Below are 19,260 nucleotides of genomic sequence, written 5' to 3' on the forward strand. Positions count from 1 at the left end.
AGGAGGTACACCATGGGTCGTAGTTTGAAAAAAGGACCTTTCGTCGATGATCATTTGATGAAAAAGGTTGAAGCGCAACAAGGTGTTGAAAAGAAAAAAGTTATTAAAACTTGGTCTCGTCGTTCAACAATTTTCCCTAGTTTTGTAGGATTTACAATTGCTGTTTATGACGGACGCAAACATGTGCCAGTTTACATCCAAGAAGACATGGTAGGACATAAATTAGGTGAATTTGCACCATCAAGAACTTATCGTGGACATGCCGCCGACGATAAGAAAACAAGACGTTAATTTTGAGGGGAGGATATTAACATGGCAGAACAAATTACATCAGCTAAGGCAACTGCGAAAACAGTTCGCACTTCTCCTCGTAAAGCACGTTTAGTAATCGATCTTATTAGAGGAAAAAGCGTAGCAGAAGCAATTTCAATCTTGAAATTCACACCAAACAAATCTGCAGGAATCATTGAAAAAGTTATGATGTCAGCAGTTGCTAACGCAGAGAACAACTTTGACTTAGATGTTGAAAATTTGGTGGTTTCTGAAGCATTTGTTAACGAAGGACCAACAATGAAACGTTTCCGTCCACGTGCAAAAGGTTCAGCTTCACCAATTAACAAACGTACAAGTCATATTACCGTAGTGGTATCAGAAAAATAAGGAGGGATAATCAGTGGGACAAAAAGTAAATCCTATTGGAATGCGTGTAGGCATCATCCGCGAGTGGGATGCTAAATGGTATGCCGAAAAAGAGTATGCTGAGTTTCTACACGAAGATTTGAGAATCCGTAAGTTCATCGCAACTAAACTTGCTGATGCCGCTGTGTCAACTGTTGAAATCGAACGCGCTGCAAACCGTGTAAATATTTCAATTCACACAGCTAAACCTGGTATGGTTATCGGTAAAGGCGGATCTGAAGTTGAGAGCCTAAGAAAAGAATTAAATAAATTAACTGGTAAACGAGTTCACATCAACATCGTTGAAATCAAAAAACCAGATTTAGATGCAAAATTAGTCGGTGAAGGAATTGCACGTCAATTAGAAAATCGTGTTGCCTTCCGTCGTGCACAAAAACAAGCGATCCAACGCACTATGCGTTCTGGCGCTAAAGGAATCAAAACTCAAGTATCTGGTCGTTTGAATGGTGCGGATATCGCTCGTTCAGAAGGATACTCTGAAGGTACAGTTCCTCTTCATACATTGCGTGCTGACATCGACTACGCATGGGAAGAAGCAGATACAACATACGGAAAACTAGGAGTTAAAGTGTGGATTTATCGTGGAGAAATTCTTCCTACAAAGAAAAACACTAAGAAAGGAGGGAAATAATCATGTTAGTACCTAAACGTGTAAAACACCGTCGTGAATTCCGCGGTAAAATGCGTGGGGAAGCTAAAGGTGGTAAAGAAATCGCATTTGGAGAATACGGCTTACAAGCTGTTGATTCACATTGGATCACTAACCGCCAAATTGAAGCTGCCCGTATTGCAATGACTCGTTACATGAAACGTGGTGGGAAAGTATGGATTAAAATTTTCCCTCACAAATCTTATACAGCCAAAGCTATCGGCGTACGTATGGGATCTGGTAAAGGTGCTCCTGAAGGATGGGTTTCACCAGTTAAACGCGGTAAGATCATGTTTGAAATCGCCGGCGTTCCTGAAGAAGTTGCTCGTGAAGCATTACGTCTTGCTTCTCACAAATTACCAATGAAGACTAAGATCGTAAAACGTGAGGAAATGGGTGGTGAATCGAATGAAGGTTAAAGAAATCAGAGAATTAACCACTGCCGAAATGCTAGATCAAGAAAAACAATTAAAAGAAGAATTGTTCAATCTTAGATTCCAATTAGCAACAGGTCAATTAGAAAACACTGCACGTATTAAAGAAGTACGTAAATCGATTGCACGCATCAAAACTGTGTTGCGTGAACAAGCTGACAAATAGTGGAAGGAGGCCATTTCCAGTATGACTGAAGAAAGAAATCAACGTAAAGTTTATCAAGGACGTGTGGTATCTGACAAAATGGACAAGACGATCACTGTTGTCGTTGAAACCAAAAAGAATCACCCAATCTACGGTAAACGCATGAAATATTCTAAAAAATACAAAGCTCACGATGAAAACAATGAAGCAAAAATTGGCGATATCGTGAAAATCATGGAAACTCGTCCATTATCAGCTACCAAACGTTTCCGTCTGGTTGAAATCGTTGAAAAAGCAGTGATTATCTAATCACACGAGATTTTCCTATATAGATGTTTCTTAAATCTGAAAGGAGGATACACAAGTGATCCAAGCAGAAAGTCGTTTAAAAATTGCGGACAACTCAGGCGCTCGTGAAATTTTAACTATTAAAGTTCTTGGCGGATCTGGTCGCAAAACTGCAAATATCGGTGATGTGATTGTTGCTACGGTTAAACAAGCAACGCCAGGTGGTGTTGTCAAAAAAGGTGACGTTGTTAAAGCCGTTATCGTTCGAACTAAATCAGGCGCTCGTCGTACTGACGGTTCTTATATCAAATTTGATGAAAATGCAGCTGTTATCATTCGTGATGACAAGAGCCCAAGAGGAACACGTATCTTCGGACCTGTCGCTCGTGAACTACGCGAAGGCAACTTCATGAAGATCGTTTCATTGGCACCGGAAGTATTATAATCGAAAGATTCAACCAAAGGAGGTGCGCAACAGTAATGTTCGTTAAAAAAGGCGATAAAGTAAAAGTTATCTCTGGTAAAGACAGAAATAAAGAAGGCGTAGTATTAGAAGCCCTTCCTAAACAAGATAAAGTCGTTGTTGAAGGCGTCAATGTCGTAAAAAAACATAAAAAAGCCTCTCAAGAAGCCCCTCAAGGCGGAATCGTTGAGGTAGAAGCACCAATTCATGCTTCTAATGTTATGGTGATCGATCCTTCAAATGGAGAAGCGACACGCGTTGGCTATAAAGTGGTTGACGGCAAGAAAGTCCGCGTTTCTAAAAAAACCGGCGAAGCTCTAGATAAATAATTAAACAAGGAAGGAGGATCTTATAGATGAACCGCCTAAAAGAAAAATTTGTAAGTGAAATTACACCATCTTTGATGGAAAAATTTAACTATGATTCAGTTATGGAAGTTCCTAAAGTTGAGAAAATTGTCATCAACATGGGTGTTGGTGATGCGGTATCAAACGCAAAAAACTTAGACAAAGCTGTTGAAGAATTAGCATTGATTTCTGGTCAAAAACCAATCATCACAAAAGCTAAAAAATCAATCGCTGGTTTCCGTTTACGTGAAGGAATGCCTATCGGTGCGAAAGTAACACTACGTGGAGAAAGAATGTATGAATTCTTAGACAAATTAGTGTCTGTATCACTTCCCCGTGTACGTGACTTCCACGGAGTAAGCAAAAAATCCTTTGATGGCCGTGGTAACTTTACTTTAGGTGTTAAAGAACAATTGATCTTCCCTGAAGTAGATTATGATTTAGTTGATAAAGTCCGTGGTATGGATATCGTTGTTGTTACAACTGCTAAAACAGACGAAGAATCTCGCGAATTATTAACACAACTTGGAATGCCATTCCAAAAATAATCAAGGAGGCGAAAAAATTGGCTAAAAAATCAATGATTGCTAAAAACAAACGCCCTGCAAAACATTCAACGCAAGAGTACACTCGTTGCGAACGTTGCGGACGTCCACATTCAGTTTATCGTAAATTTCATCTTTGCCGTATTTGCTTCCGCGAACTTGCCTACAAAGGTCAAATTCCCGGCGTGAAGAAAGCTAGCTGGTAAAATAAACTCGCATAAAGGAGGTAAACAGTTCAATGGTCATGACAGATCCAATTGCAGATTTTCTAACTCGTATTCGTAATGCCAACATGGTAAAACACGATTCAGTAGAAGTACCTGCTTCAAAAATCAAACGTGACATCGCAGAAATCCTTAAACGTGAAGGTTTCGTACGTGATGTTGAATATATCGAAGATGACAAACAAGGCATGATCCGTGTTTTCCTTAAATACGGTAAAAATGACGAACGTGTTATCACGAACTTGAAACGTATTTCTAAACCTGGCTTACGTGCTTACGTCAAAGCTGACGAAGTGCCGAAAGTATTAAATGGTTTAGGTATTGCAATCATCTCTACTTCTGAAGGTTTAGTAACTGATAAAGAAGCTAGAGGTAAAAACGTCGGCGGCGAAGTGCTAGCTTACGTTTGGTAAGATCAAACAATCCATGAGGAGGTGTCTTTAAGTGAGCCGTATTGGTAATAAATTAGTCGTTTTACCTGCAGGAGTTGAAGTAACTCAAAACGGGAACGACATTACTGTTAAAGGACCTAAAGGTGAATTAACTCGTACTTTTTCTTCTGATATCAAAATGAGCATCGAAGGAAATGAAGTAACATTTACTCGTCCCAATGACAGCAAAGAAATGAAAACAATTCACGGAACAACTCGTGCAAACTTCAATAACATGGTTGTTGGTGTTTCAGAAGGGTTCCAAAAAGCATTAGAATTAATCGGGGTCGGATACCGTGCACAATTACAAGGTTCAAAACTTGTATTGAACGTTGGTTATTCACATCCAGTTGAGATGGTAGCTCCAGAGGGCGTTACAATCGAAGTTCCTTCTAACACTCAAGTAATTGTTAAAGGATCAAATAAAGAAGTAGTAGGCGAATTAGCTGCGAAAATCCGCGGAACTCGTCCTCCAGAACCTTATAAAGGCAAAGGTATCCGCTATGTTGGCGAATATGTACGTCGTAAAGAAGGTAAAACTGGTAAATAGTAGGTCGAACCTACACGCGGCTTAGGCCAGCTTAATTAAAGAGGTGACAATTGTGATTACAAAACCAGATAAAAATAAAACACGCCAAAAGCGCCACATGCGTGTCCGTAACAAAATCTCTGGTACTGCTGAGTGCCCACGCTTGAACGTTTTTCGTTCTAACAAAAACATCTACGCGCAAGTAATTGATGACGTAGCGGGTGTGACGCTAGCAAGTGCCTCTGCCTTGGATAAAGAAATTTCAGGTGGAAACAAAACTGAACAAGCACAAGCTGTTGGGAAATTGGTAGCAGAACGTGCTTCAGAAAAAGGTATTAAGAAAGTAGTCTTTGACCGTGGTGGATACCTTTACCATGGCCGTGTAGCAGCTTTAGCTGAAGCAGCTCGCGAAAATGGACTAGAATTTTAGGAGAAGGAGGAACACCATTCATGGTTTATATCGATCCAAAACATTTGGAATTAGAAGACCGCGTTGTAGCGATCAACCGTGTTACTAAAGTTGTTAAAGGTGGACGCCGTCTACGCTTCGCAGCACTAGTTGTTGTCGGTGACAAGAACGGTCACGTAGGCTTTGGTACAGGTAAAGCTCAAGAAGTCCCTGAAGCAATTCGTAAAGCAATCGAAGATGCTAAGAAAAACCTAGTCGAAGTACCAATGGTAGGAACTACACTTCCTCACGAAGTTATTGGTGTATTCGGCGGTGGACGCATCTTGATGAAACCAGCCGTTGAAGGTTCTGGAGTTGCCGCTGGTGGACCAGTTCGTGCCGTCTTGGAATTAGCTGGGGTTGCCGATGTAACTTCTAAATCTTTAGGTTCAAACACACCAATCAACGTTGTTCGCGCGACTGTTGAAGGTTTAACTCAATTGAAAAAAGCAGAAGAAGTGGCACAATTACGCGGCATCTCTGTTGAAAACTTAGCTAATTAAGGAGGACGAATGAAATGGCTGAATTAAAAATTACTTTAAAACGCAGTATTATCGGACGTCCTCAAAACCAACGTGACACTGTTAAAGCGTTGGGTCTTAAAAAAATGAATAGCACAGTTGTTAAACCTGCTAACGATGCAATCAAAGGTATGGTTAACACAGTGTCTCATTTAGTGGACGTAGAAGAAGTTTAATAAACAATGATGATTAAAATCTAAGGAGGTGCCCAATATAATGAAACTTCATGAATTACAACCTGCCGAAGGTTCACGTAAAGTTCGCAACCGCGTTGGTCGTGGTACTTCATCAGGTAACGGAAAAACAGCTGGACGTGGTCAAAAAGGACAAAAGGCTCGTTCAGGCGGTGGTGTACGTCTAGGTTTTGAAGGTGGTCAAACTCCTTTATTCCGTCGTTTACCGAAACGTGGATTTACTAACGTGAATCGTAAAGAATACGCTGTAATCAATTTGGATGTCTTAAATCGTTTTGAAGATGGTACTGAAGTAACGCCAGTTGCTTTAGTTGAAGCTGGAATCGTGAAAAACGAAAAAGCTGGAATCAAAGTTTTAGGAAACGGATCATTAGATAAAAAACTAACCGTTAAAGCAGCAAAATTCTCTAAACATGCTCAAGAAACAATTGAAGCTGCTGGTGGTTCAATCGAGGTGATTTAATGTTCAAACTTTTAAAAGATTCTTTCAAAGTTCAGAACATCCGGTCACGGATCCTGTTTACTGTATTAATGTTATTAATTTTCCGATTAGGTGCTCAAATAACTGTACCAGGAGTAGACGCGCATGGTTTGCAAGGTCTAAGCGAAATGCCATTTTTCAGAATGCTGAATATGGTGAGTGGCTCGGCCATGCAGAACTTTTCGATCTTCTCAATGGGAGTTTCTCCATACATTACGGCTTCAATTGTTATTCAGCTGTTGCAGATGGACATTATCCCTAAATTTGTTGAATGGTCAAAACAAGGTGAGGTTGGACGTAAAAAGTTGAATCAAGCAACTCGCTATTTAACTTTAGTTTTAGCTTTCATTCAGTCTGTAAGTATTACAGCTGGATTTGACTATTTTGCACAATTTGGTTTTGTTCCAAACCGTAATGTTCAAACCTTCGTAACGATTGGTATCATCCTTACAGCAGGTACCATGTTTGTTACTTGGTTAGGAGAACAGATCACTGAAAAAGGAATTGGTAATGGTGTATCAATGATTATCTTTGCAGGTATCATTTCACGATTGCCGCAAAGTATCAAAGATATCTATGATGATTATTTCGTAAATATTGATTCTAGCGATCTTTGGAAATCAGTTATCTTTGTTGTAATTTTACTTATTGCTATCGTGTTGATTGTCGTTTTCGTAACGTACTTCCAGCAAGCGGAAAGAAAAATTCCAATACAATATACGAAACAAGTCGTTGGCGCTCCAACAAGTAGTTATTTACCATTAAAAGTAAATGCTGCCGGAGTTATCCCGGTTATCTTTGCCAGCTCATTTATTGCGACACCGAATGCGGTGTTACAGGCATTAGCTAGCAAGTATAGTGCGGAGGGCTGGTATGATGTTTTAACGAAACTATTCAGTTATAACACAGTTCCAGGTGCTGCGATTTATACTGTTCTGATTGTTGCCTTCACCTTCTTCTATGCATTTGTTCAGGTTAATCCTGAAAAATTAGCGGAGAACTTGCAAAAACAAGGAAGTTATATTCCTCGTGTAAGACCGGGTAAAGGGACAGAAGAATATGTTTCTGCAATTTTGATGCGTTTAAGTGTAGTCGGAGCTATTTTCTTAGGCTTGATTGCTTTGATTCCAATTATTGCCCAAATGATTTGGAACCTACCTCAATCAATTGGTTTAGGTGGTACTAGTCTTTTGATCGTAGTTGGGGTTGCGTTAGAAACTGCAAAACAATTAGAAGGACTCATGTTAAAACGACGCTATGTCGGATTCATGGATGAAGAGTAGATTCGCGTGTTGAGGATTTCCTCAACGCCGTTCTCGCTTCAAATATTTAGGAGGGAAAGCAATGAACCTGATCTTAATGGGACTGCCAGGAGCAGGAAAAGGAACACAAGCAGAAAGAATTGTTGCAACGTACAATATTCCGCATATCAGCACGGGGGATATGTTCCGAGAAGCAATCAAAAACGAGACAACACTCGGATTGAAAGCAAAATCTTATATGGATGCAGGGGATTTGGTCCCAGACGAAGTTACTAACGGTATCGTGAAGGAACGTTTAGCTCAAAAGGATACTGATAAAGGGTTCTTGTTAGACGGGTTCCCTCGTACTTTAGATCAAGCCAAAGCATTAGCTGAAATGTTAACGGACTTGAACAAAAAGATTGATGCTGTGATTGAAATTCAAGTAGCAGAAGAAGTGTTAGTTGAACGTTTGGCAGGACGCTTCATGTGCCGTAATTGCGGCGCAACTTATCATAAAATCTTCAATCCTACAAAGGTAGAAGGTACTTGCGACCGTTGTGGTGGTCATGAGTTTTACCAACGTGAAGATGATAAGCCAGAAACAGTTAAAAATCGTTTATCTGTAAACATTAAAAACAGTGAACCAATTTTAGCTTATTATGATGAAGAGGGTCTGTTGTATCCAGTTGATGGAGATCGTGAAATTGATGCCGTATTTGCGGATGTAGAAAAGATTATCGAAAAATAATTTTGCCTGCCGACTTGAGATGCAGTTTATCTTGCCAAGTTCGATGTTTTATGATAGAATTTGTCAGTCCGACTTCTAGCTTTTCTAGAAGTTAACTTAAGAATTAGGGTGGGAACTGCAGTTTCCGCCATTTTATCGTGTGAAAATGCGAAACAACTACAAGGAGGTACTCTGCGTGGCAAAAGAAGATATGATTGAAATCGAAGGAACAGTCGTCGAAACTTTGCCGAATGCAATGTTTAAAGTCGAATTGGAAAATGGACACGAAGTTCTAGCACACGTATCTGGTAAAATCCGGATGTATTATATTCGAATCTTGCCTGGAGATAAAGTTACAGTAGAACTTTCTCCATATGATTTGAGCCGTGGTCGCATTACCTATCGCTTTAAGTAAGTTGTACTCCGTAAAACTTCAGGAGGTATAATCATGAAAGTAAGACCATCAGTAAAACCAATGTGTGAACATTGTAAAGTAATTCGTCGTAATGGACGTGTTATGGTGATTTGCCCAGCAAACCCAAAACATAAACAACGTCAAGGATAATTGGAGGTGTAATTAAGTATGGCTCGTATTGCAGGAGTAGATATTCCTCGTGATAAACGCGTGGTAATTTCACTTACTTATATTTACGGTATCGGAAATACTACAGCGAAACAAATTTTAGCCGACGCAGGCGTTTCTGAAGATGTTCGTGTACGTGACTTAACAAACGAACAAACAGACGCTATCCGTGCTGAAGTTGATAAATTAAAAGTTGAAGGCGATCTTCGTCGTGAAACTAACTTGAACATCAAACGTTTGATGGAAATCGGTTCTTACCGTGGAATCCGTCATCGTCGTGGCTTGCCTACACGTGGACAAAACACTAAGAACAATGCTCGTACTCGTAAAGGCCCAGCTCGCGCTATTGCCGGCAAGAAAAAATAATTAGTGAAGGAGGTATAAAACTTCATGGTAGCAAAGAAAGTCAATCGTAAACGTCGTGTGAAGAAGAATATTGAAACAGGTATTGCTCATATTCATTCGACTTTTAATAATACAATCGTCATGATCACTGATGCAAGCGGAAACGCTGTAGCATGGTCATCTGCAGGTTCATTAGGCTTCAAAGGTAGTAAAAAATCTACTCCTTTCGCTGCTCAAATGGCTGCTGAAACAGCAACAAAAGCTGCAATGGAACATGGATTGAAAAGTGTTGAAGTAACTGTTAAAGGACCTGGTTCTGGTCGTGAAGCAGCGATTCGTTCATTGCAAGCAACTGGTTTAGAAGTAACTGCAATTCGTGACGTGACTCCAGTACCTCATAATGGATGCCGCCCTCCAAAACGCCGTCGTGTTTAATGAGTGCCCCACTCTATGAGTTTTACAGGAACGTCATTGAACAAGACACTTTTCGTTTTGAAAGGGGTAAAAGACAAGAATGATTGAATTCGAAAAACCAAGAATCACAAAAATTGATGAAGACAGAGATTATGGCAAGTTCGTTGTTGAACCTTTGGAAAGAGGTTATGGAACTACTTTAGGTAATTCTCTACGTCGTATTCTACTTTCTTCTTTGCCGGGCGCGGCCATTACTAATATTCAAATCGATGGGGTGTTACACGAATTTTCAACCATCAAAGGTGTAAGAGAAGACGCTGTACAAATCATCTTGAATATCAAAGGTTTGGCTTTGAAATTATTCGCTGAAGAAGAAAAAACCCTTGAGATCGATATTACTGGACCAGCTACGGTAACTGCCGGCGATATTATCGTTGACAGCGACGTTGAAATCTTGAATAAAGATATGTACATTTGTACTGTTGCTGAAGGCGCGACATTCCATGCTCGCTTAACAGTAAAACCTGGTCGAGGCTATGTTCAAGCAGACGAAAATAAAAAGGAAGATATGCCGATTGGTGTCCTTCCGGTCGATTCTATCTATACACCAGTGCGCAAAGTAAACTATCAAGTTGAAAATACACGTGTTGGTCGTCGTGATGATTTCGATAAATTAACGATGGAAATTTGGACTGATGGATCAATCATTGCTCAAGAAGCATTGAGTCTTGCAGCGAAAATTTTAACTGAACATTTAGATATTTTTGTAAATCTTACTGATGAAGCGAAAAATGCTGAAATCATGGTTGAAAAAGAAGAAACGCAAAAAGAAAAAATGTTGGAAATGACCATCGAAGAACTAGACCTGTCTGTACGTTCGTACAATTGCTTGAAACGTGCTGGAATTAATACGGTTCAAGAATTAACGAATAAGTCTGAACCTGAAATGATCAAAGTACGTAATTTAGGTCGTAAATCACTTGAAGAAGTGAAGGCTAAATTGCATGATCTTGGATTAGGACTACGTAAAGACGATTAATATTGTTTACAAAGGAGGGAAACCTACGTGAGTTATCGTAAATTAGGACGCACATCTAGCCAACGTAAAGCGATGTTGCGTGACTTAACAACTGACTTAATTATCAACGAACGTATCGTTACGACTGAAGCTCGTGCGAAAGAAGTTCGTTCAACTGCTGAAAAGATGATTACCTTAGGAAAACGCGGGGATCTTCATGCACGTCGTCAAGCTGCTAGCTTTGTACGTAATGAAGTTGCTGAAATTCGCGAAGAAAACGAAGCAGTCGTTGTTGAATCTGCATTGCAGAAATTATTCAACGATATCGCTCCTCGTTATGCTGAACGTCAAGGTGGATACACTCGTATCTTAAAAACTGAACCTCGTCGCGGCGACAACGCCCCTATGGTTGTTTTAGAACTTGTATAATAATCACTCTTCACTTTATAGATGATTCTTTTAGAGTGTTATGATGTTGGAGATTTTCTCCGAGTCTAGCTCAGCGCCGCTTCCCAGAATGTCTGGGAAGCCGGCACTCATCATAAAGTGTTTTTTTATACCCAAAAACACTGTCAAGACAGATCGGTATACAAAAGCATTTTATTGAGTATCAAGGATTGATAAAACGTGGCTTTTTTGCTAGGCTTAGAACAGATTTGCAAAGAAGTGGAAAGGTGCAGTCATGAAGCCAATTATTGAAATCAATCAAATTGAATTTAGCTATCAAGAAGATGCGACACCTGCTTTGAAGGATGTCAGCTTTTCGATTAATAAAGGTGAATGGATCGCGATCGTCGGACATAACGGCTCGGGAAAATCTACTCTAGCCAAAGCAATCAACGGTCTTCATTTACCACAAAAGGGAACAGTCACTGTTGGGGGAATGGAATTGTCTGAGGAATCAGTCTGGGACATTCGCCGAATGGTAGGGATGGTTTTTCAAAATCCGGATAACCAATTTGTTGGAGCAACGGTAGAAGACGATGTGGCCTTTGGATTGGAAAATCAAGGGATCGAACGTAGTGAAATGCAGCGTCGTGTTCAGGATGCTTTGGAAAAAGTTAAGATGCAGGACTTCGCAACCCGCGAACCCGCTCGGCTATCAGGGGGGCAGAAGCAGCGCGTTGCTATTGCAGGAGTAGTGGCTTTGCGCCCAGATATTATTATTTTGGATGAGGCGACCAGTATGTTAGATCCTGAAGGTCGTGATGATGTAATCGCGACGATTAATGAAATCAAAGAGGAAAGTGATCTGACTGTCATTTCCATCACTCATGATATCGACGAGGCTGCTAGTGCGAACCGAATTCTAGTTATGAGAGAAGGAGAATTGTATCAGGAAGGGACGCCTGAAGAAATTTTTTCTGCCGGACCTGAGTTAGTTTCACTTGGGCTGGATCTGCCGTTTCCAGAGAAGTTGAAAGCTGCATTAAAGGCTCGCGGTGTGAATGTGCCGATGAATTATTTAGATGAAGAAGGGATGATGGACTGGTTATGGACATCCGTTTTGAAAAAGTAAGCTACGTTTATCAACCGAATACTCCCTTTGAACAACGTGCACTTTATGATATTGATCTGGATATTAAAGAGGGTTCATATACGGCTTTAGTGGGTCATACTGGTAGTGGTAAATCAACTTTGCTGCAGCATCTAAATGCTTTGTTGAAGCCAACTGATGGGAAAGTTTTCATTGGCGATCGAACGATTACGCCGACAACCGATAATAAAAATTTGAAGCCAGTTCGTAAAAAGGTTGGCATCGTTTTTCAGTTTCCGGAAGCTCAATTATTTGAAGAGACTGTTGCAAAAGATATTGCTTTCGGGCCAAAAAATTTTGGTGTGAGTGATGAGAAAGCTTTGATTTTAGCGCGGGAAAATTTGAAATTGGTAGGATTAGATGAGGAGTATCTTGAACGATCACCATTTGAACTCTCTGGTGGGCAAATGCGCCGTGTAGCGATCGCAGGTGTCTTAGCCATGGAACCGGAAGTTTTGGTCCTAGATGAGCCGACAGCAGGGTTAGATCCGCTGGGGCGTAAAGAAATGATGGAAATGTTTTGGCGCTTGCATCAAGAAAAAAATATGACGATCGTTTTGGTTACTCATTTAATGGATGACGTGGCAAATTTTGCTGACTATGTTTACGTTTTGGAAAAGGGGCATGTGGTGAAGCATGGCGATCCTCAGAGTGTTTTTGCGGATGTCTCTTGGCTGAAGGAAAAACAATTAGGTGTGCCGCAAGCGAGTGCTTTTGCTGAAAAGATGCAAGCTCGTGGAGCGGTTTTCAACGAATTGCCGCTGACCGAAGATGAATTGGCGGACTGGATCGTAAAATTTGCAGGAGGTCCTGCTCATGATGAATAAATTGATCTTTGGACGTTATATTCCAGGTGACTCGTTGATTCATCGCTTGGATCCGCGAGCCAAATTAGTTGCTAGTTTTTATTTTATTGGGATCATCTTTTTAGCGAATAATTGGCAAAGCTATTTATTTTTAGGTGTTTTTACCATGTTCGCGGTGTTTTTATCAAAGATAAGTTTGAGTTTCTTTTTAAGAGGCGTCAGACCGTTGATCTGGCTGATCATTTTTACAGTGGCATTGCAGATGCTGTTTACTCGTGGCGGGACTTTGTATTGGTCTTGGGGTGTTTTTAGTCTTTCTTCTTATGGGATTCAAAACGGATTGTTTATCTTTTGCCGTTTTGTTTTGATCATTTTTATGTCGACTTTGTTGACTTTAACGACACCGCCATTATCAATGTCGGATGCAATCGAGTCTTTGTTGAATCCTTTGAAAAGGTTTCATTTGCCTGTTCACGAGATTGCATTGATGTTGTCGATCGCCTTGCGATTTGTACCAACGTTGATGGATGAAACAGAAAAAATTATGAATGCGCAACGAGCTCGCGGGGTTGATTTTAATGATGGCAGCTTGATCCAAAAGGTTAAGGCAATCGTGCCTTTATTGATCCCCTTGTTTGTCAGCAGCTTCAATCGGGCGGAAGATTTAGCGACCGCGATGGAAGCACGCGGGTATCGCGGCGGTGAAGGCCGCAGCAAATACAGAAAATTGCAATGGGCATCCCGAGATACAATAGTTCTTGCAGTTTTTGGTGTCGCGACGATCATTTTAATCTTTTTACGCAGCTAAGCTTGGAGAAATCCAAGCTTTTTTTGTGGTAAGATAAATGAAACAAGCAAGTGGAGGAAGAAAAATGACCGAGAATCGGCCGGAATTACACGTTGGGTTGGAGCCAGAAACATTTCGTGAGTATTATTATTTAAAAGAAGAACTGCAGGTGTTTTGCCAAGAACTGGGATTGGCGAAATCAGGAAGTAAAGCAGAATTAAATGAACGGATCGAACATTTTTTACGCACAGGCAAAGTTCTTACTGACAGCCATAAAGAGCAGAAGAATGCGCGAGTGGAAGAAATAACGTTGGATAGTGTGATTGAAGAGAATATTGTCTGTTCTGAAAAGCATCGTGCTTTTTTTAGTCGAGAACTGGGAACATCCTTCAGCTTTAAAGTGTCTTTTCAAAAATGGCTAAAATCAAATGCGGGGAAAACATATCGCGAGGCGGTAGAAGCTTATCCAGAAATTACAGCGAAGAAACCGGAAAAAATTGATTCGCAATTTGAATACAATACGTATATTCGTGATTTTTTTGCGGCGAATCAAGATCGATCTTTACAAGAGGCGATTGTTTGTTGGAAGCATAAAAAGGCGTTGCCGGGCAGCAATAAATATCAGGCAGCGGATTTGAGCGCGTTGGAATCCCGATAAAAAGCTGTTATAATGACTCCGGCAGAATTTTTGTATAAGGGGCGTAAGAATGGTTAGATATAAAGCTGTGATTGCTTATGATGGCACAAATTTTAATGGGTTTCAAAAGCAGCCGAATGGTCGAACGGTGCAGGAAGAAGTTGAAAAGACGCTGCAGAAAATGAATAACGGGTCTCCAATAACGATTTTTGGCTCGGGCAGAACTGATGCTGGCGTTCATGCGATCGGTCAGGTGATCCATTTTGATTATCCGCAGGAGCGGCCATTAGAGCGGATGCGTTTTGCGTTAGATACTCAAACGCCGGAGGATATCGCAGTTTCTTCTGTTGAGATCGTGGCTGATGACTTCCATGCGCGCTATCATGTGGTGGAGAAGACGTATCATTTTAAGGTTCAAATCGCTAAACCGCGAAGTCCGTTTCGGCGATACTATGCCGCGTATTATCCTTATCCATTGGATTTGGAGTTGATTCGGCGGGCGTTGCCGGATTTATTGGGGACGCATGATTTTACTTCTTTTTGTGCAACGGGTGGTTCGATTGAGGACAAAGTTCGGACGATTTATCAGGCGGATTTGGAAGTAAATGAAGCAGGAACAGAGCTGACCTTTATTTTTCGCGGAAATGGCTTCTTATATAAGATGATCCGAATCTTAGTGGGCACGCTGGTAAAGATCGGAAATGGGCGTATACCTGCGGACAGTATTCCGGCGATTCTTGAGGCGCAGGATCGTAATGCTGCCGGACCAACGGCTCATCCAGAAGGATTATACTTAGCGGAAGTAAAATATTAATAAAAAAGGAAGCATCTGACAGCAATCGAGGGATTGGTGTCGGATGCTTTTTTAGGCTTTGACCTCTGCCGCAAGCTGGGTCAATTTTGCGCTGTCTTGTATGAGATAACCATTTTTTTCTTTTTTTAAGTAGCCGTCATCAACGAACTGCGCGATCACATAAAGCAGATGGCGGTAAGAAACACCGAGATATTCGGCAACCTGTGTGTGCTTTTCGCGGTAGGTTCCTTCGTTTTGGGTCAATAGGATGAAGGAAGCCAGACGTTGCGAGAGCGGAAAGCCTTGATTTTGAGTCGAGGCTTTGATATTTCGATAATTTTTATGAGCAAAATAAATACAGAGCTTTTGCAGAAAAAGAGTGTCCTTCAATAATCTTTGCTGGCAGTCTTGCCTGGAAAGAGCTAAGCACCAGCAATCTTCAATCGCCTGCACACTGAAGGCGGTTTGATTCTCATCAACGAGCTCCATCTCGCCGATAAAACAAGGCGGGGAAAAGAAGTCGATCAATGCCACTTTCCCATTGGCTAAAGTGTCATATAATTTCGCTTTGCCTTTTACCAGAAAAAACAAATGAGTCGGCGGCTGATCCTCCTTGACGATATAGCTGTTGGCGGGAAAGAAAAATAGTTGTGTATCTAAGCTGACATCAAAGGAAAACTGTTCAAGGTAGCCGGAAGACTGAATGAACTGCTGTTTCAATTTTTCATTGTGCAACTTCTTCATTTTTCTGTCTCCTCATATGAGATTTCTCATACTTATCATAAGCAGGAACTTTATATAATGCAAATGAATCAAGGAAATAAATCTTTTAGGGAGGCTTTAAAATGGAAAAGCGGAAAATTATTTTAGATTGTGATCCAGGGCATGATGATGCGATTACGATGTTGATGGCGGCGGCACATCCGCAAATCGATTTGTTAGGAATCACAATTGTAGCAGGAAATCAGACGCTAGACAAGACGGTCGTGAACGGCTTGAATGTATGTCAGCTGTTGGGGATTGACGCGAAGGTTTATGCAGGTATGCCGAAACCATTGGTGCGGGAGCAGGTAGTGGCAGACAATGTTCATGGAGAGTCTGGTTTAGACGGTCCCGTTTTCGGTCCACTGAATTTACAGGTGGAGAAAACACATGCAGTTAAATATATTATCGATACATTGCTGGCGAGTGAGGGAGATATTACACTCGTACCAGTTGGACCGTTAACCAATATTGCCGTGGCAATGCGCATGGAACCATTGATTATTCCTAAAATCAAAGAAATCGTATTAATGGGCGGCGCTTATGGCACTGGAAATTTCACGCCGTCTGCTGAGTTTAATATTTTTGCCGATCCGGAAGCCGCTCATGTAGTTTTCAGTTCGGGGGCACCGATCGTCATGATGGGACTCGATTTGACGAATCAAACACTTTGTACGATGGATATCATTGAACGGATGGAAGCAGTCGGAAATGCTGCGGCAAAATTATTTGGCGACATCATGCGATTCACTTTGAAAAGTCAATTTGAATGTTTCGGCTTGGCTGCTGGGCCGCTTCATGATGCAACTTGTGTCGGCTATCTTATTTGTCCAGAGGCTTTTGAGACACAAGAAATGTTTGTTGAAGTCGATATTAACCGCGGACCTTGCTATGGTCGAACAGTTTGCGATGAGCTCAATGTCTTGAATAAGCAGTCGAATACCAAAGTAGGCAAAAAGATTGATGCGGAACGATTCTGGGATTTAGTGGAAGAATGTATCGGAATGTACTCAGACGTGTATGCTGCGGCAAAATAAACTGAAGACGTGGAGAAACAAACTAAGTAAACATAAAAAAGATTGTTTCTCTTTTTAAATTTTGTAAGCGGTTTAAAAAATGTTAGGAGGGAATTAGATGAAAGTCGTTGTTGTTGGGAGCATTAATTTAGATCTGGTGGTACAAGCAGATCGCTTCCCGAAAGTTGGCGAGACGTTGTTTGGATTAGATAGTCAAATGCTGCCTGGAGGAAAAGGTGCGAATCAAGCCGTTGCGGCAGCGAGATTAGGTGCTGATGTAACGATGATCGGCTGTGTCGGCAAGGATGCCTACGGTGAGATCGTGTTGAAAAATTTTCAGGAGAACCAAGTGGATACTTCCTGTATTAAACAAGTGGCAGCTCCGACAGGCGTTGCCTACATCACGATCGCGGAAAATGATAATTCAATTATTTTAGTCCAAGGAGCAAATGCCTGCGTGGATCGTTCAGTAGTAGCTGAGTATAAAACACAGATTTTAGCAGCGGATATCGTTATCACTCAATGTGAAATCCCGCTTGATACGATCAAATACTTAATTGATTTTTGTGCTAAAAATAATATTTGTTTGGTATTGAACCCTGCACCGACACCAGAAATTGCACCAGAATATCTGGCTAAAGCAACTTTTTTGACGCCAAATGAAATCGAGATCAATCAATTATTCCAGCAAGATGCACAAAGTGTTTTACAAGAATATCCCAATCAAATCATTATGACTTATGGATCAAAAGGGGTTCAGTATCATGATGGTGAAAAACTGGTTGAGGTGCCGAGTTATAAAGTTCCGGTCGTCGATACAACAGGAGCAGGCGATACCTTCAATGCTGCCTTTGCTGTTGCTTACGGACAAAATCAGGAAATTGAATCGGCGATCAAGTTTGCTAATTTGGCGGCCAGCAAGACAGTTCAAGGGTTAGGAGCGCAACCGGCGATGCCGAGAATCGCAGAGCTAACTGAAGAATAAATCTGCGAAATAAAGTAAGCGGTAACATAAAATAGGAGGGATATACAATGAAAAATACGAAACTTTTTTCTTTAGGTGTTGTTGCAATGGCGGCTTTGCTGACGTTTAGTGGTTGTGGCGGAGGAAATAAGAGCAGTGCGTCTGGTAAAGAGGATGCGGATCATAGTGTTGTGATGGTAACAGATGTCAGCGGAGTAGATGATAAATCCTTTAATCAATCGGCTTGGGAAGGTCTGCAAAAATGGGGGAAAGAACAAAAGCTTAAACGCGGCATTGGCGGATATGACTATATCCAATCGAACGAAATCGCCCAATTTGCATCGAATATCGATACAGCAGTGTCTAATGGCTTTAAGACAGTCTTTGGTATTGGCTATTTATTAGCAGACTCGATCGAAGCGGCAGCTGGACAAAATCCTGAAACGAATTTTGTGATCATTGATACCGTGATTGAAGGAAAGGAAAATGTTGTGTCGGCGACCTTCAGAGATAATGAGGTTGGTTATATCGCAGGCGTATCGGCGGCGTATACGACAAAAACTAATAAAGTAGGTTTTATTGGCGGCGAAGAAGGCAAAGTCATCGATCGTTATGAAGCGGGCTTTACCAAGGGTGTGAAAGATACCGCAAAGAAAATGAACAAGGAAATCGCTGTTGATGTGAAATACGCGGCTTCCTTTGGTGATCCGGCTAAAGGCAAAGCTTTGGCGGCAAATATTTATCAAAACGGGGCGGATATTATTTATCAAGCTGCTGGCGGTACAGGCGCGGGAGTGTTCTCGGAAGCAAAAGCTTTGAATCAGGAAAGAAATGAAGCAGATAAAGTATGGGTACTTGGTGTAGATCGTGATCAGCAAGATGAAGGCAGTTATAAATCAAAAGACGGTAAAGACAGCAACTTTTGTTTGGCTTCAACTATCAAATCGGTTGGTGTCGTCGTTCAAGATATTTCTACTCGTGCGTTGAAGGATAAATTCCCAGGCGGCAAACATTTGTCCTTTGGATTGAAGGATGGCGGGGTTGCCATGACCGATGGCTATCTGAGCGATGACGCGAAAGCCGCTGTAGAAGAGGCGAAAGAACAAATTATCACAGGTGATGTAAAGGTTCCGGAGACACCGGAAGATTAGTTTTCTGGGCGTGCCTGCTAATAATGGCAGGCACTTTTTCAAACAAGAGAGGGTGTTAAAAAATTGACGGAAGAACGT

The 19,260-nt window shown here is 41.2% G+C and carries 33 protein-coding genes; 32 read left to right on the plus strand and 1 reads right to left on the minus strand.

What is annotated here, in order from left to right; all coding sequences use genetic code 11:
• Positions 1-12: 12 nt before the first annotated feature.
• The 29 genes from rpsS (at position 13) to truA (ending at position 15,310) form a co-directional block, all read left to right on the plus strand.
• On the plus strand, positions 13-291 hold the full coding sequence (gene rpsS / locus A5875_RS14140) for a 30S ribosomal protein S19 (RefSeq protein WP_010742754.1): 279 nt from the start codon (positions 13-15) through the stop codon (positions 289-291).
• A 21-nt stretch (positions 292-312) separates the two neighbouring features.
• Entirely contained in the window at positions 313-660 is a 348-nt protein-coding gene (rplV, locus tag A5875_RS14145; protein WP_010742755.1) for a 50S ribosomal protein L22, read from the plus strand.
• 13 nt (positions 661-673) lie between these two features.
• Complete coding sequence (gene rpsC / locus A5875_RS14150) at positions 674-1,330, plus strand: 30S ribosomal protein S3 (protein WP_088934192.1); 657 nt, start codon at positions 674-676, stop codon at positions 1,328-1,330.
• Positions 1,331-1,332: 2 nt separating this feature from the next.
• Positions 1,333-1,767 (plus strand): 50S ribosomal protein L16, encoded by a 435-nt coding sequence (rplP, locus tag A5875_RS14155; protein WP_010747211.1) that lies wholly within the window; start codon positions 1,333-1,335, stop codon positions 1,765-1,767.
• Positions 1,757-1,948, plus strand: a complete 192-nt coding sequence (gene rpmC / locus A5875_RS14160) for a 50S ribosomal protein L29 (protein WP_010747210.1) — start codon at positions 1,757-1,759, stop codon at positions 1,946-1,948. Before rplP ends, rpmC begins: the two co-directional genes overlap by 11 nt.
• Before the next feature lie 21 nt (positions 1,949-1,969).
• A complete protein-coding gene (gene rpsQ, locus A5875_RS14165) occupies positions 1,970-2,236 on the plus strand; it encodes a 30S ribosomal protein S17 (protein WP_010742759.1) in 267 nt (88 codons plus the stop codon).
• 55 nt (positions 2,237-2,291) lie between these two features.
• The gene (gene rplN, locus A5875_RS14170; RefSeq protein ID WP_010742760.1) at positions 2,292-2,660 is read left to right on the plus strand and encodes a 50S ribosomal protein L14; all 369 of its coding nucleotides are present in this window, start codon (positions 2,292-2,294) and stop codon (positions 2,658-2,660) included.
• A gap of 35 nt (positions 2,661-2,695) precedes the next feature.
• Positions 2,696-3,007 (plus strand): 50S ribosomal protein L24, encoded by a 312-nt coding sequence (gene rplX / locus A5875_RS14175; protein WP_088934193.1) that lies wholly within the window; start codon positions 2,696-2,698, stop codon positions 3,005-3,007.
• Between the two features lie 26 nt (positions 3,008-3,033).
• Positions 3,034-3,573, plus strand: a complete 540-nt coding sequence (gene rplE / locus A5875_RS14180; RefSeq protein ID WP_010742762.1) for a 50S ribosomal protein L5 — start codon at positions 3,034-3,036, stop codon at positions 3,571-3,573.
• A gap of 17 nt (positions 3,574-3,590) precedes the next feature.
• Complete coding sequence (locus tag A5875_RS14185) at positions 3,591-3,776, plus strand: type Z 30S ribosomal protein S14 (protein WP_028020384.1); 186 nt, start codon at positions 3,591-3,593, stop codon at positions 3,774-3,776.
• 32 nt (positions 3,777-3,808) lie between these two features.
• On the plus strand, positions 3,809-4,207 hold the full coding sequence (gene rpsH, locus A5875_RS14190; protein WP_010747206.1) for a 30S ribosomal protein S8: 399 nt from the start codon (positions 3,809-3,811) through the stop codon (positions 4,205-4,207).
• A gap of 31 nt (positions 4,208-4,238) precedes the next feature.
• Entirely contained in the window at positions 4,239-4,775 is a 537-nt protein-coding gene (gene rplF, locus A5875_RS14195) for a 50S ribosomal protein L6 (protein WP_088934194.1), read from the plus strand.
• 52 nt (positions 4,776-4,827) lie between these two features.
• On the plus strand, positions 4,828-5,184 hold the full coding sequence (rplR, locus tag A5875_RS14200) for a 50S ribosomal protein L18 (protein WP_088934195.1): 357 nt from the start codon (positions 4,828-4,830) through the stop codon (positions 5,182-5,184).
• A 20-nt stretch (positions 5,185-5,204) separates the two neighbouring features.
• Complete coding sequence (rpsE, locus tag A5875_RS14205; protein WP_010747203.1) at positions 5,205-5,705, plus strand: 30S ribosomal protein S5; 501 nt, start codon at positions 5,205-5,207, stop codon at positions 5,703-5,705.
• Positions 5,706-5,719: 14 nt separating this feature from the next.
• On the plus strand, positions 5,720-5,899 hold the full coding sequence (gene rpmD / locus A5875_RS14210; protein ID WP_010747202.1) for a 50S ribosomal protein L30: 180 nt from the start codon (positions 5,720-5,722) through the stop codon (positions 5,897-5,899).
• Between the two features lie 40 nt (positions 5,900-5,939).
• Positions 5,940-6,380 (plus strand): 50S ribosomal protein L15, encoded by a 441-nt coding sequence (gene rplO / locus A5875_RS14215; RefSeq protein ID WP_010782047.1) that lies wholly within the window; start codon positions 5,940-5,942, stop codon positions 6,378-6,380.
• On the plus strand, positions 6,380-7,681 hold the full coding sequence (secY, locus tag A5875_RS14220) for a preprotein translocase subunit SecY (RefSeq protein WP_088934196.1): 1,302 nt from the start codon (positions 6,380-6,382) through the stop codon (positions 7,679-7,681). Before rplO ends, secY begins: the two co-directional genes overlap by 1 nt.
• Before the next feature lie 61 nt (positions 7,682-7,742).
• A complete protein-coding gene (locus tag A5875_RS14225; RefSeq protein ID WP_010747199.1) occupies positions 7,743-8,390 on the plus strand; it encodes an adenylate kinase in 648 nt (215 codons plus the stop codon).
• 175 nt (positions 8,391-8,565) lie between these two features.
• Complete coding sequence (infA, locus tag A5875_RS14230) at positions 8,566-8,784, plus strand: translation initiation factor IF-1 (protein WP_010742771.1); 219 nt, start codon at positions 8,566-8,568, stop codon at positions 8,782-8,784.
• A gap of 33 nt (positions 8,785-8,817) precedes the next feature.
• Entirely contained in the window at positions 8,818-8,934 is a 117-nt protein-coding gene (gene rpmJ, locus A5875_RS14235; protein ID WP_010742772.1) for a 50S ribosomal protein L36, read from the plus strand.
• Positions 8,935-8,952: 18 nt separating this feature from the next.
• Positions 8,953-9,318 (plus strand): 30S ribosomal protein S13, encoded by a 366-nt coding sequence (gene rpsM, locus A5875_RS14240; protein ID WP_010747198.1) that lies wholly within the window; start codon positions 8,953-8,955, stop codon positions 9,316-9,318.
• A 24-nt stretch (positions 9,319-9,342) separates the two neighbouring features.
• Positions 9,343-9,732, plus strand: a complete 390-nt coding sequence (rpsK, locus tag A5875_RS14245; protein WP_016179483.1) for a 30S ribosomal protein S11 — start codon at positions 9,343-9,345, stop codon at positions 9,730-9,732.
• 79 nt (positions 9,733-9,811) lie between these two features.
• Positions 9,812-10,750 carry a DNA-directed RNA polymerase subunit alpha gene (locus tag A5875_RS14250; RefSeq protein ID WP_088934197.1) on the plus strand — a complete coding sequence of 313 codons (939 nt, stop codon included), beginning with the start codon at positions 9,812-9,814 and terminating at the stop codon, positions 10,748-10,750.
• 27 nt (positions 10,751-10,777) lie between these two features.
• Positions 10,778-11,158, plus strand: coding sequence for a 50S ribosomal protein L17 (gene rplQ, locus A5875_RS14255; RefSeq protein ID WP_088934198.1), 381 nt, complete (start codon positions 10,778-10,780; stop codon positions 11,156-11,158).
• Positions 11,159-11,411: 253 nt separating this feature from the next.
• The gene (locus A5875_RS14260) at positions 11,412-12,248 is read left to right on the plus strand and encodes an energy-coupling factor ABC transporter ATP-binding protein (protein WP_088934199.1); all 837 of its coding nucleotides are present in this window, start codon (positions 11,412-11,414) and stop codon (positions 12,246-12,248) included.
• Entirely contained in the window at positions 12,224-13,093 is an 870-nt protein-coding gene (locus A5875_RS14265) for an energy-coupling factor ABC transporter ATP-binding protein (protein WP_088934200.1), read from the plus strand. Before A5875_RS14260 ends, A5875_RS14265 begins: the two co-directional genes overlap by 25 nt.
• A complete protein-coding gene (locus tag A5875_RS14270; RefSeq protein WP_088934201.1) occupies positions 13,083-13,880 on the plus strand; it encodes an energy-coupling factor transporter transmembrane component T family protein in 798 nt (265 codons plus the stop codon). Before A5875_RS14265 ends, A5875_RS14270 begins: the two co-directional genes overlap by 11 nt.
• Positions 13,881-13,944: 64 nt before the next feature.
• On the plus strand, positions 13,945-14,517 hold the full coding sequence (locus A5875_RS14275; protein WP_088934202.1) for a DUF6434 domain-containing protein: 573 nt from the start codon (positions 13,945-13,947) through the stop codon (positions 14,515-14,517).
• Positions 14,518-14,566: 49 nt separating this feature from the next.
• Complete coding sequence (gene truA, locus A5875_RS14280) at positions 14,567-15,310, plus strand: tRNA pseudouridine(38-40) synthase TruA (RefSeq protein ID WP_088934203.1); 744 nt, start codon at positions 14,567-14,569, stop codon at positions 15,308-15,310.
• A 51-nt stretch (positions 15,311-15,361) separates the two neighbouring features.
• On the opposite strand, the gene yeiL is transcribed toward truA, so the two are convergent.
• Positions 15,362-16,033, minus strand: a complete 672-nt coding sequence (yeiL, locus tag A5875_RS14285; RefSeq protein WP_088934204.1) for a transcriptional regulator YeiL — start codon at positions 16,031-16,033, stop codon at positions 15,362-15,364.
• Positions 16,034-16,134: 101 nt separating this feature from the next.
• On the opposite strand from yeiL, the gene rihB reads away from it, so the two are divergent.
• From rihB to A5875_RS14300, 3 genes are all read left to right on the plus strand, one after another.
• Positions 16,135-17,088, plus strand: a complete 954-nt coding sequence (rihB, locus tag A5875_RS14290) for a ribosylpyrimidine nucleosidase (RefSeq protein ID WP_088934205.1) — start codon at positions 16,135-16,137, stop codon at positions 17,086-17,088.
• Positions 17,089-17,185: 97 nt separating this feature from the next.
• Positions 17,186-18,052: a ribokinase gene (rbsK, locus tag A5875_RS14295; RefSeq protein WP_088934206.1), complete on the plus strand. Its 867-nt coding sequence runs from the start codon at positions 17,186-17,188 to the stop codon at positions 18,050-18,052.
• Between the two features lie 47 nt (positions 18,053-18,099).
• Positions 18,100-19,182, plus strand: coding sequence for a BMP family lipoprotein (locus A5875_RS14300; protein WP_088934207.1), 1,083 nt, complete (start codon positions 18,100-18,102; stop codon positions 19,180-19,182).
• Positions 19,183-19,260: the final 78 nt, after the last annotated feature.

This window comes from Enterococcus sp. 3H8_DIV0648, from assembly GCF_002140655.1.
Lineage (GTDB): Bacteria > Bacillota > Bacilli > Lactobacillales > Enterococcaceae > Enterococcus_A > Enterococcus_A hulanensis.

Coding starts and splice junctions, on each gene's coding strand:
- rpsM (WP_010747198.1), top strand. CDS start 8,953: ATGGCTCGTATTGCAGGAGTAGATATTCCTCGTGATAAACGCGTGGTA.
- truA (WP_088934203.1), top strand. CDS start 14,567: ATGGTTAGATATAAAGCTGTGATTGCTTATGATGGCACAAATTTTAAT.
- rpsQ (WP_010742759.1), top strand. CDS start 1,970: ATGACTGAAGAAAGAAATCAACGTAAAGTTTATCAAGGACGTGTGGTA.
- rplP (WP_010747211.1), top strand. CDS start 1,333: ATGTTAGTACCTAAACGTGTAAAACACCGTCGTGAATTCCGCGGTAAA.
- A5875_RS14275 (WP_088934202.1), top strand. CDS start 13,945: ATGACCGAGAATCGGCCGGAATTACACGTTGGGTTGGAGCCAGAAACA.
- rplV (WP_010742755.1), top strand. CDS start 313: ATGGCAGAACAAATTACATCAGCTAAGGCAACTGCGAAAACAGTTCGC.
- rpsS (WP_010742754.1), top strand. CDS start 13: ATGGGTCGTAGTTTGAAAAAAGGACCTTTCGTCGATGATCATTTGATG.
- A5875_RS14225 (WP_010747199.1), top strand. CDS start 7,743: ATGAACCTGATCTTAATGGGACTGCCAGGAGCAGGAAAAGGAACACAA.
- rpmD (WP_010747202.1), top strand. CDS start 5,720: ATGGCTGAATTAAAAATTACTTTAAAACGCAGTATTATCGGACGTCCT.
- A5875_RS14300 (WP_088934207.1), top strand. CDS start 18,100: ATGAAAAATACGAAACTTTTTTCTTTAGGTGTTGTTGCAATGGCGGCT.
- rpsK (WP_016179483.1), top strand. CDS start 9,343: ATGGTAGCAAAGAAAGTCAATCGTAAACGTCGTGTGAAGAAGAATATT.
- rpsE (WP_010747203.1), top strand. CDS start 5,205: ATGGTTTATATCGATCCAAAACATTTGGAATTAGAAGACCGCGTTGTA.
- A5875_RS14265 (WP_088934200.1), top strand. CDS start 12,224: ATGGACATCCGTTTTGAAAAAGTAAGCTACGTTTATCAACCGAATACT.
- rpmC (WP_010747210.1), top strand. CDS start 1,757: ATGAAGGTTAAAGAAATCAGAGAATTAACCACTGCCGAAATGCTAGAT.
- A5875_RS14250 (WP_088934197.1), top strand. CDS start 9,812: ATGATTGAATTCGAAAAACCAAGAATCACAAAAATTGATGAAGACAGA.
- A5875_RS14270 (WP_088934201.1), top strand. CDS start 13,083: ATGATGAATAAATTGATCTTTGGACGTTATATTCCAGGTGACTCGTTG.
- rplO (WP_010782047.1), top strand. CDS start 5,940: ATGAAACTTCATGAATTACAACCTGCCGAAGGTTCACGTAAAGTTCGC.
- yeiL (WP_088934204.1), bottom strand. CDS start 16,033: ATGAAGAAGTTGCACAATGAAAAATTGAAACAGCAGTTCATTCAGTCT.
- rplX (WP_088934193.1), top strand. CDS start 2,696: ATGTTCGTTAAAAAAGGCGATAAAGTAAAAGTTATCTCTGGTAAAGAC.
- rpsH (WP_010747206.1), top strand. CDS start 3,809: ATGGTCATGACAGATCCAATTGCAGATTTTCTAACTCGTATTCGTAAT.
- rpmJ (WP_010742772.1), top strand. CDS start 8,818: ATGAAAGTAAGACCATCAGTAAAACCAATGTGTGAACATTGTAAAGTA.
- rihB (WP_088934205.1), top strand. CDS start 16,135: ATGGAAAAGCGGAAAATTATTTTAGATTGTGATCCAGGGCATGATGAT.
- rbsK (WP_088934206.1), top strand. CDS start 17,186: ATGAAAGTCGTTGTTGTTGGGAGCATTAATTTAGATCTGGTGGTACAA.
- secY (WP_088934196.1), top strand. CDS start 6,380: ATGTTCAAACTTTTAAAAGATTCTTTCAAAGTTCAGAACATCCGGTCA.
- rplE (WP_010742762.1), top strand. CDS start 3,034: ATGAACCGCCTAAAAGAAAAATTTGTAAGTGAAATTACACCATCTTTG.
- A5875_RS14260 (WP_088934199.1), top strand. CDS start 11,412: ATGAAGCCAATTATTGAAATCAATCAAATTGAATTTAGCTATCAAGAA.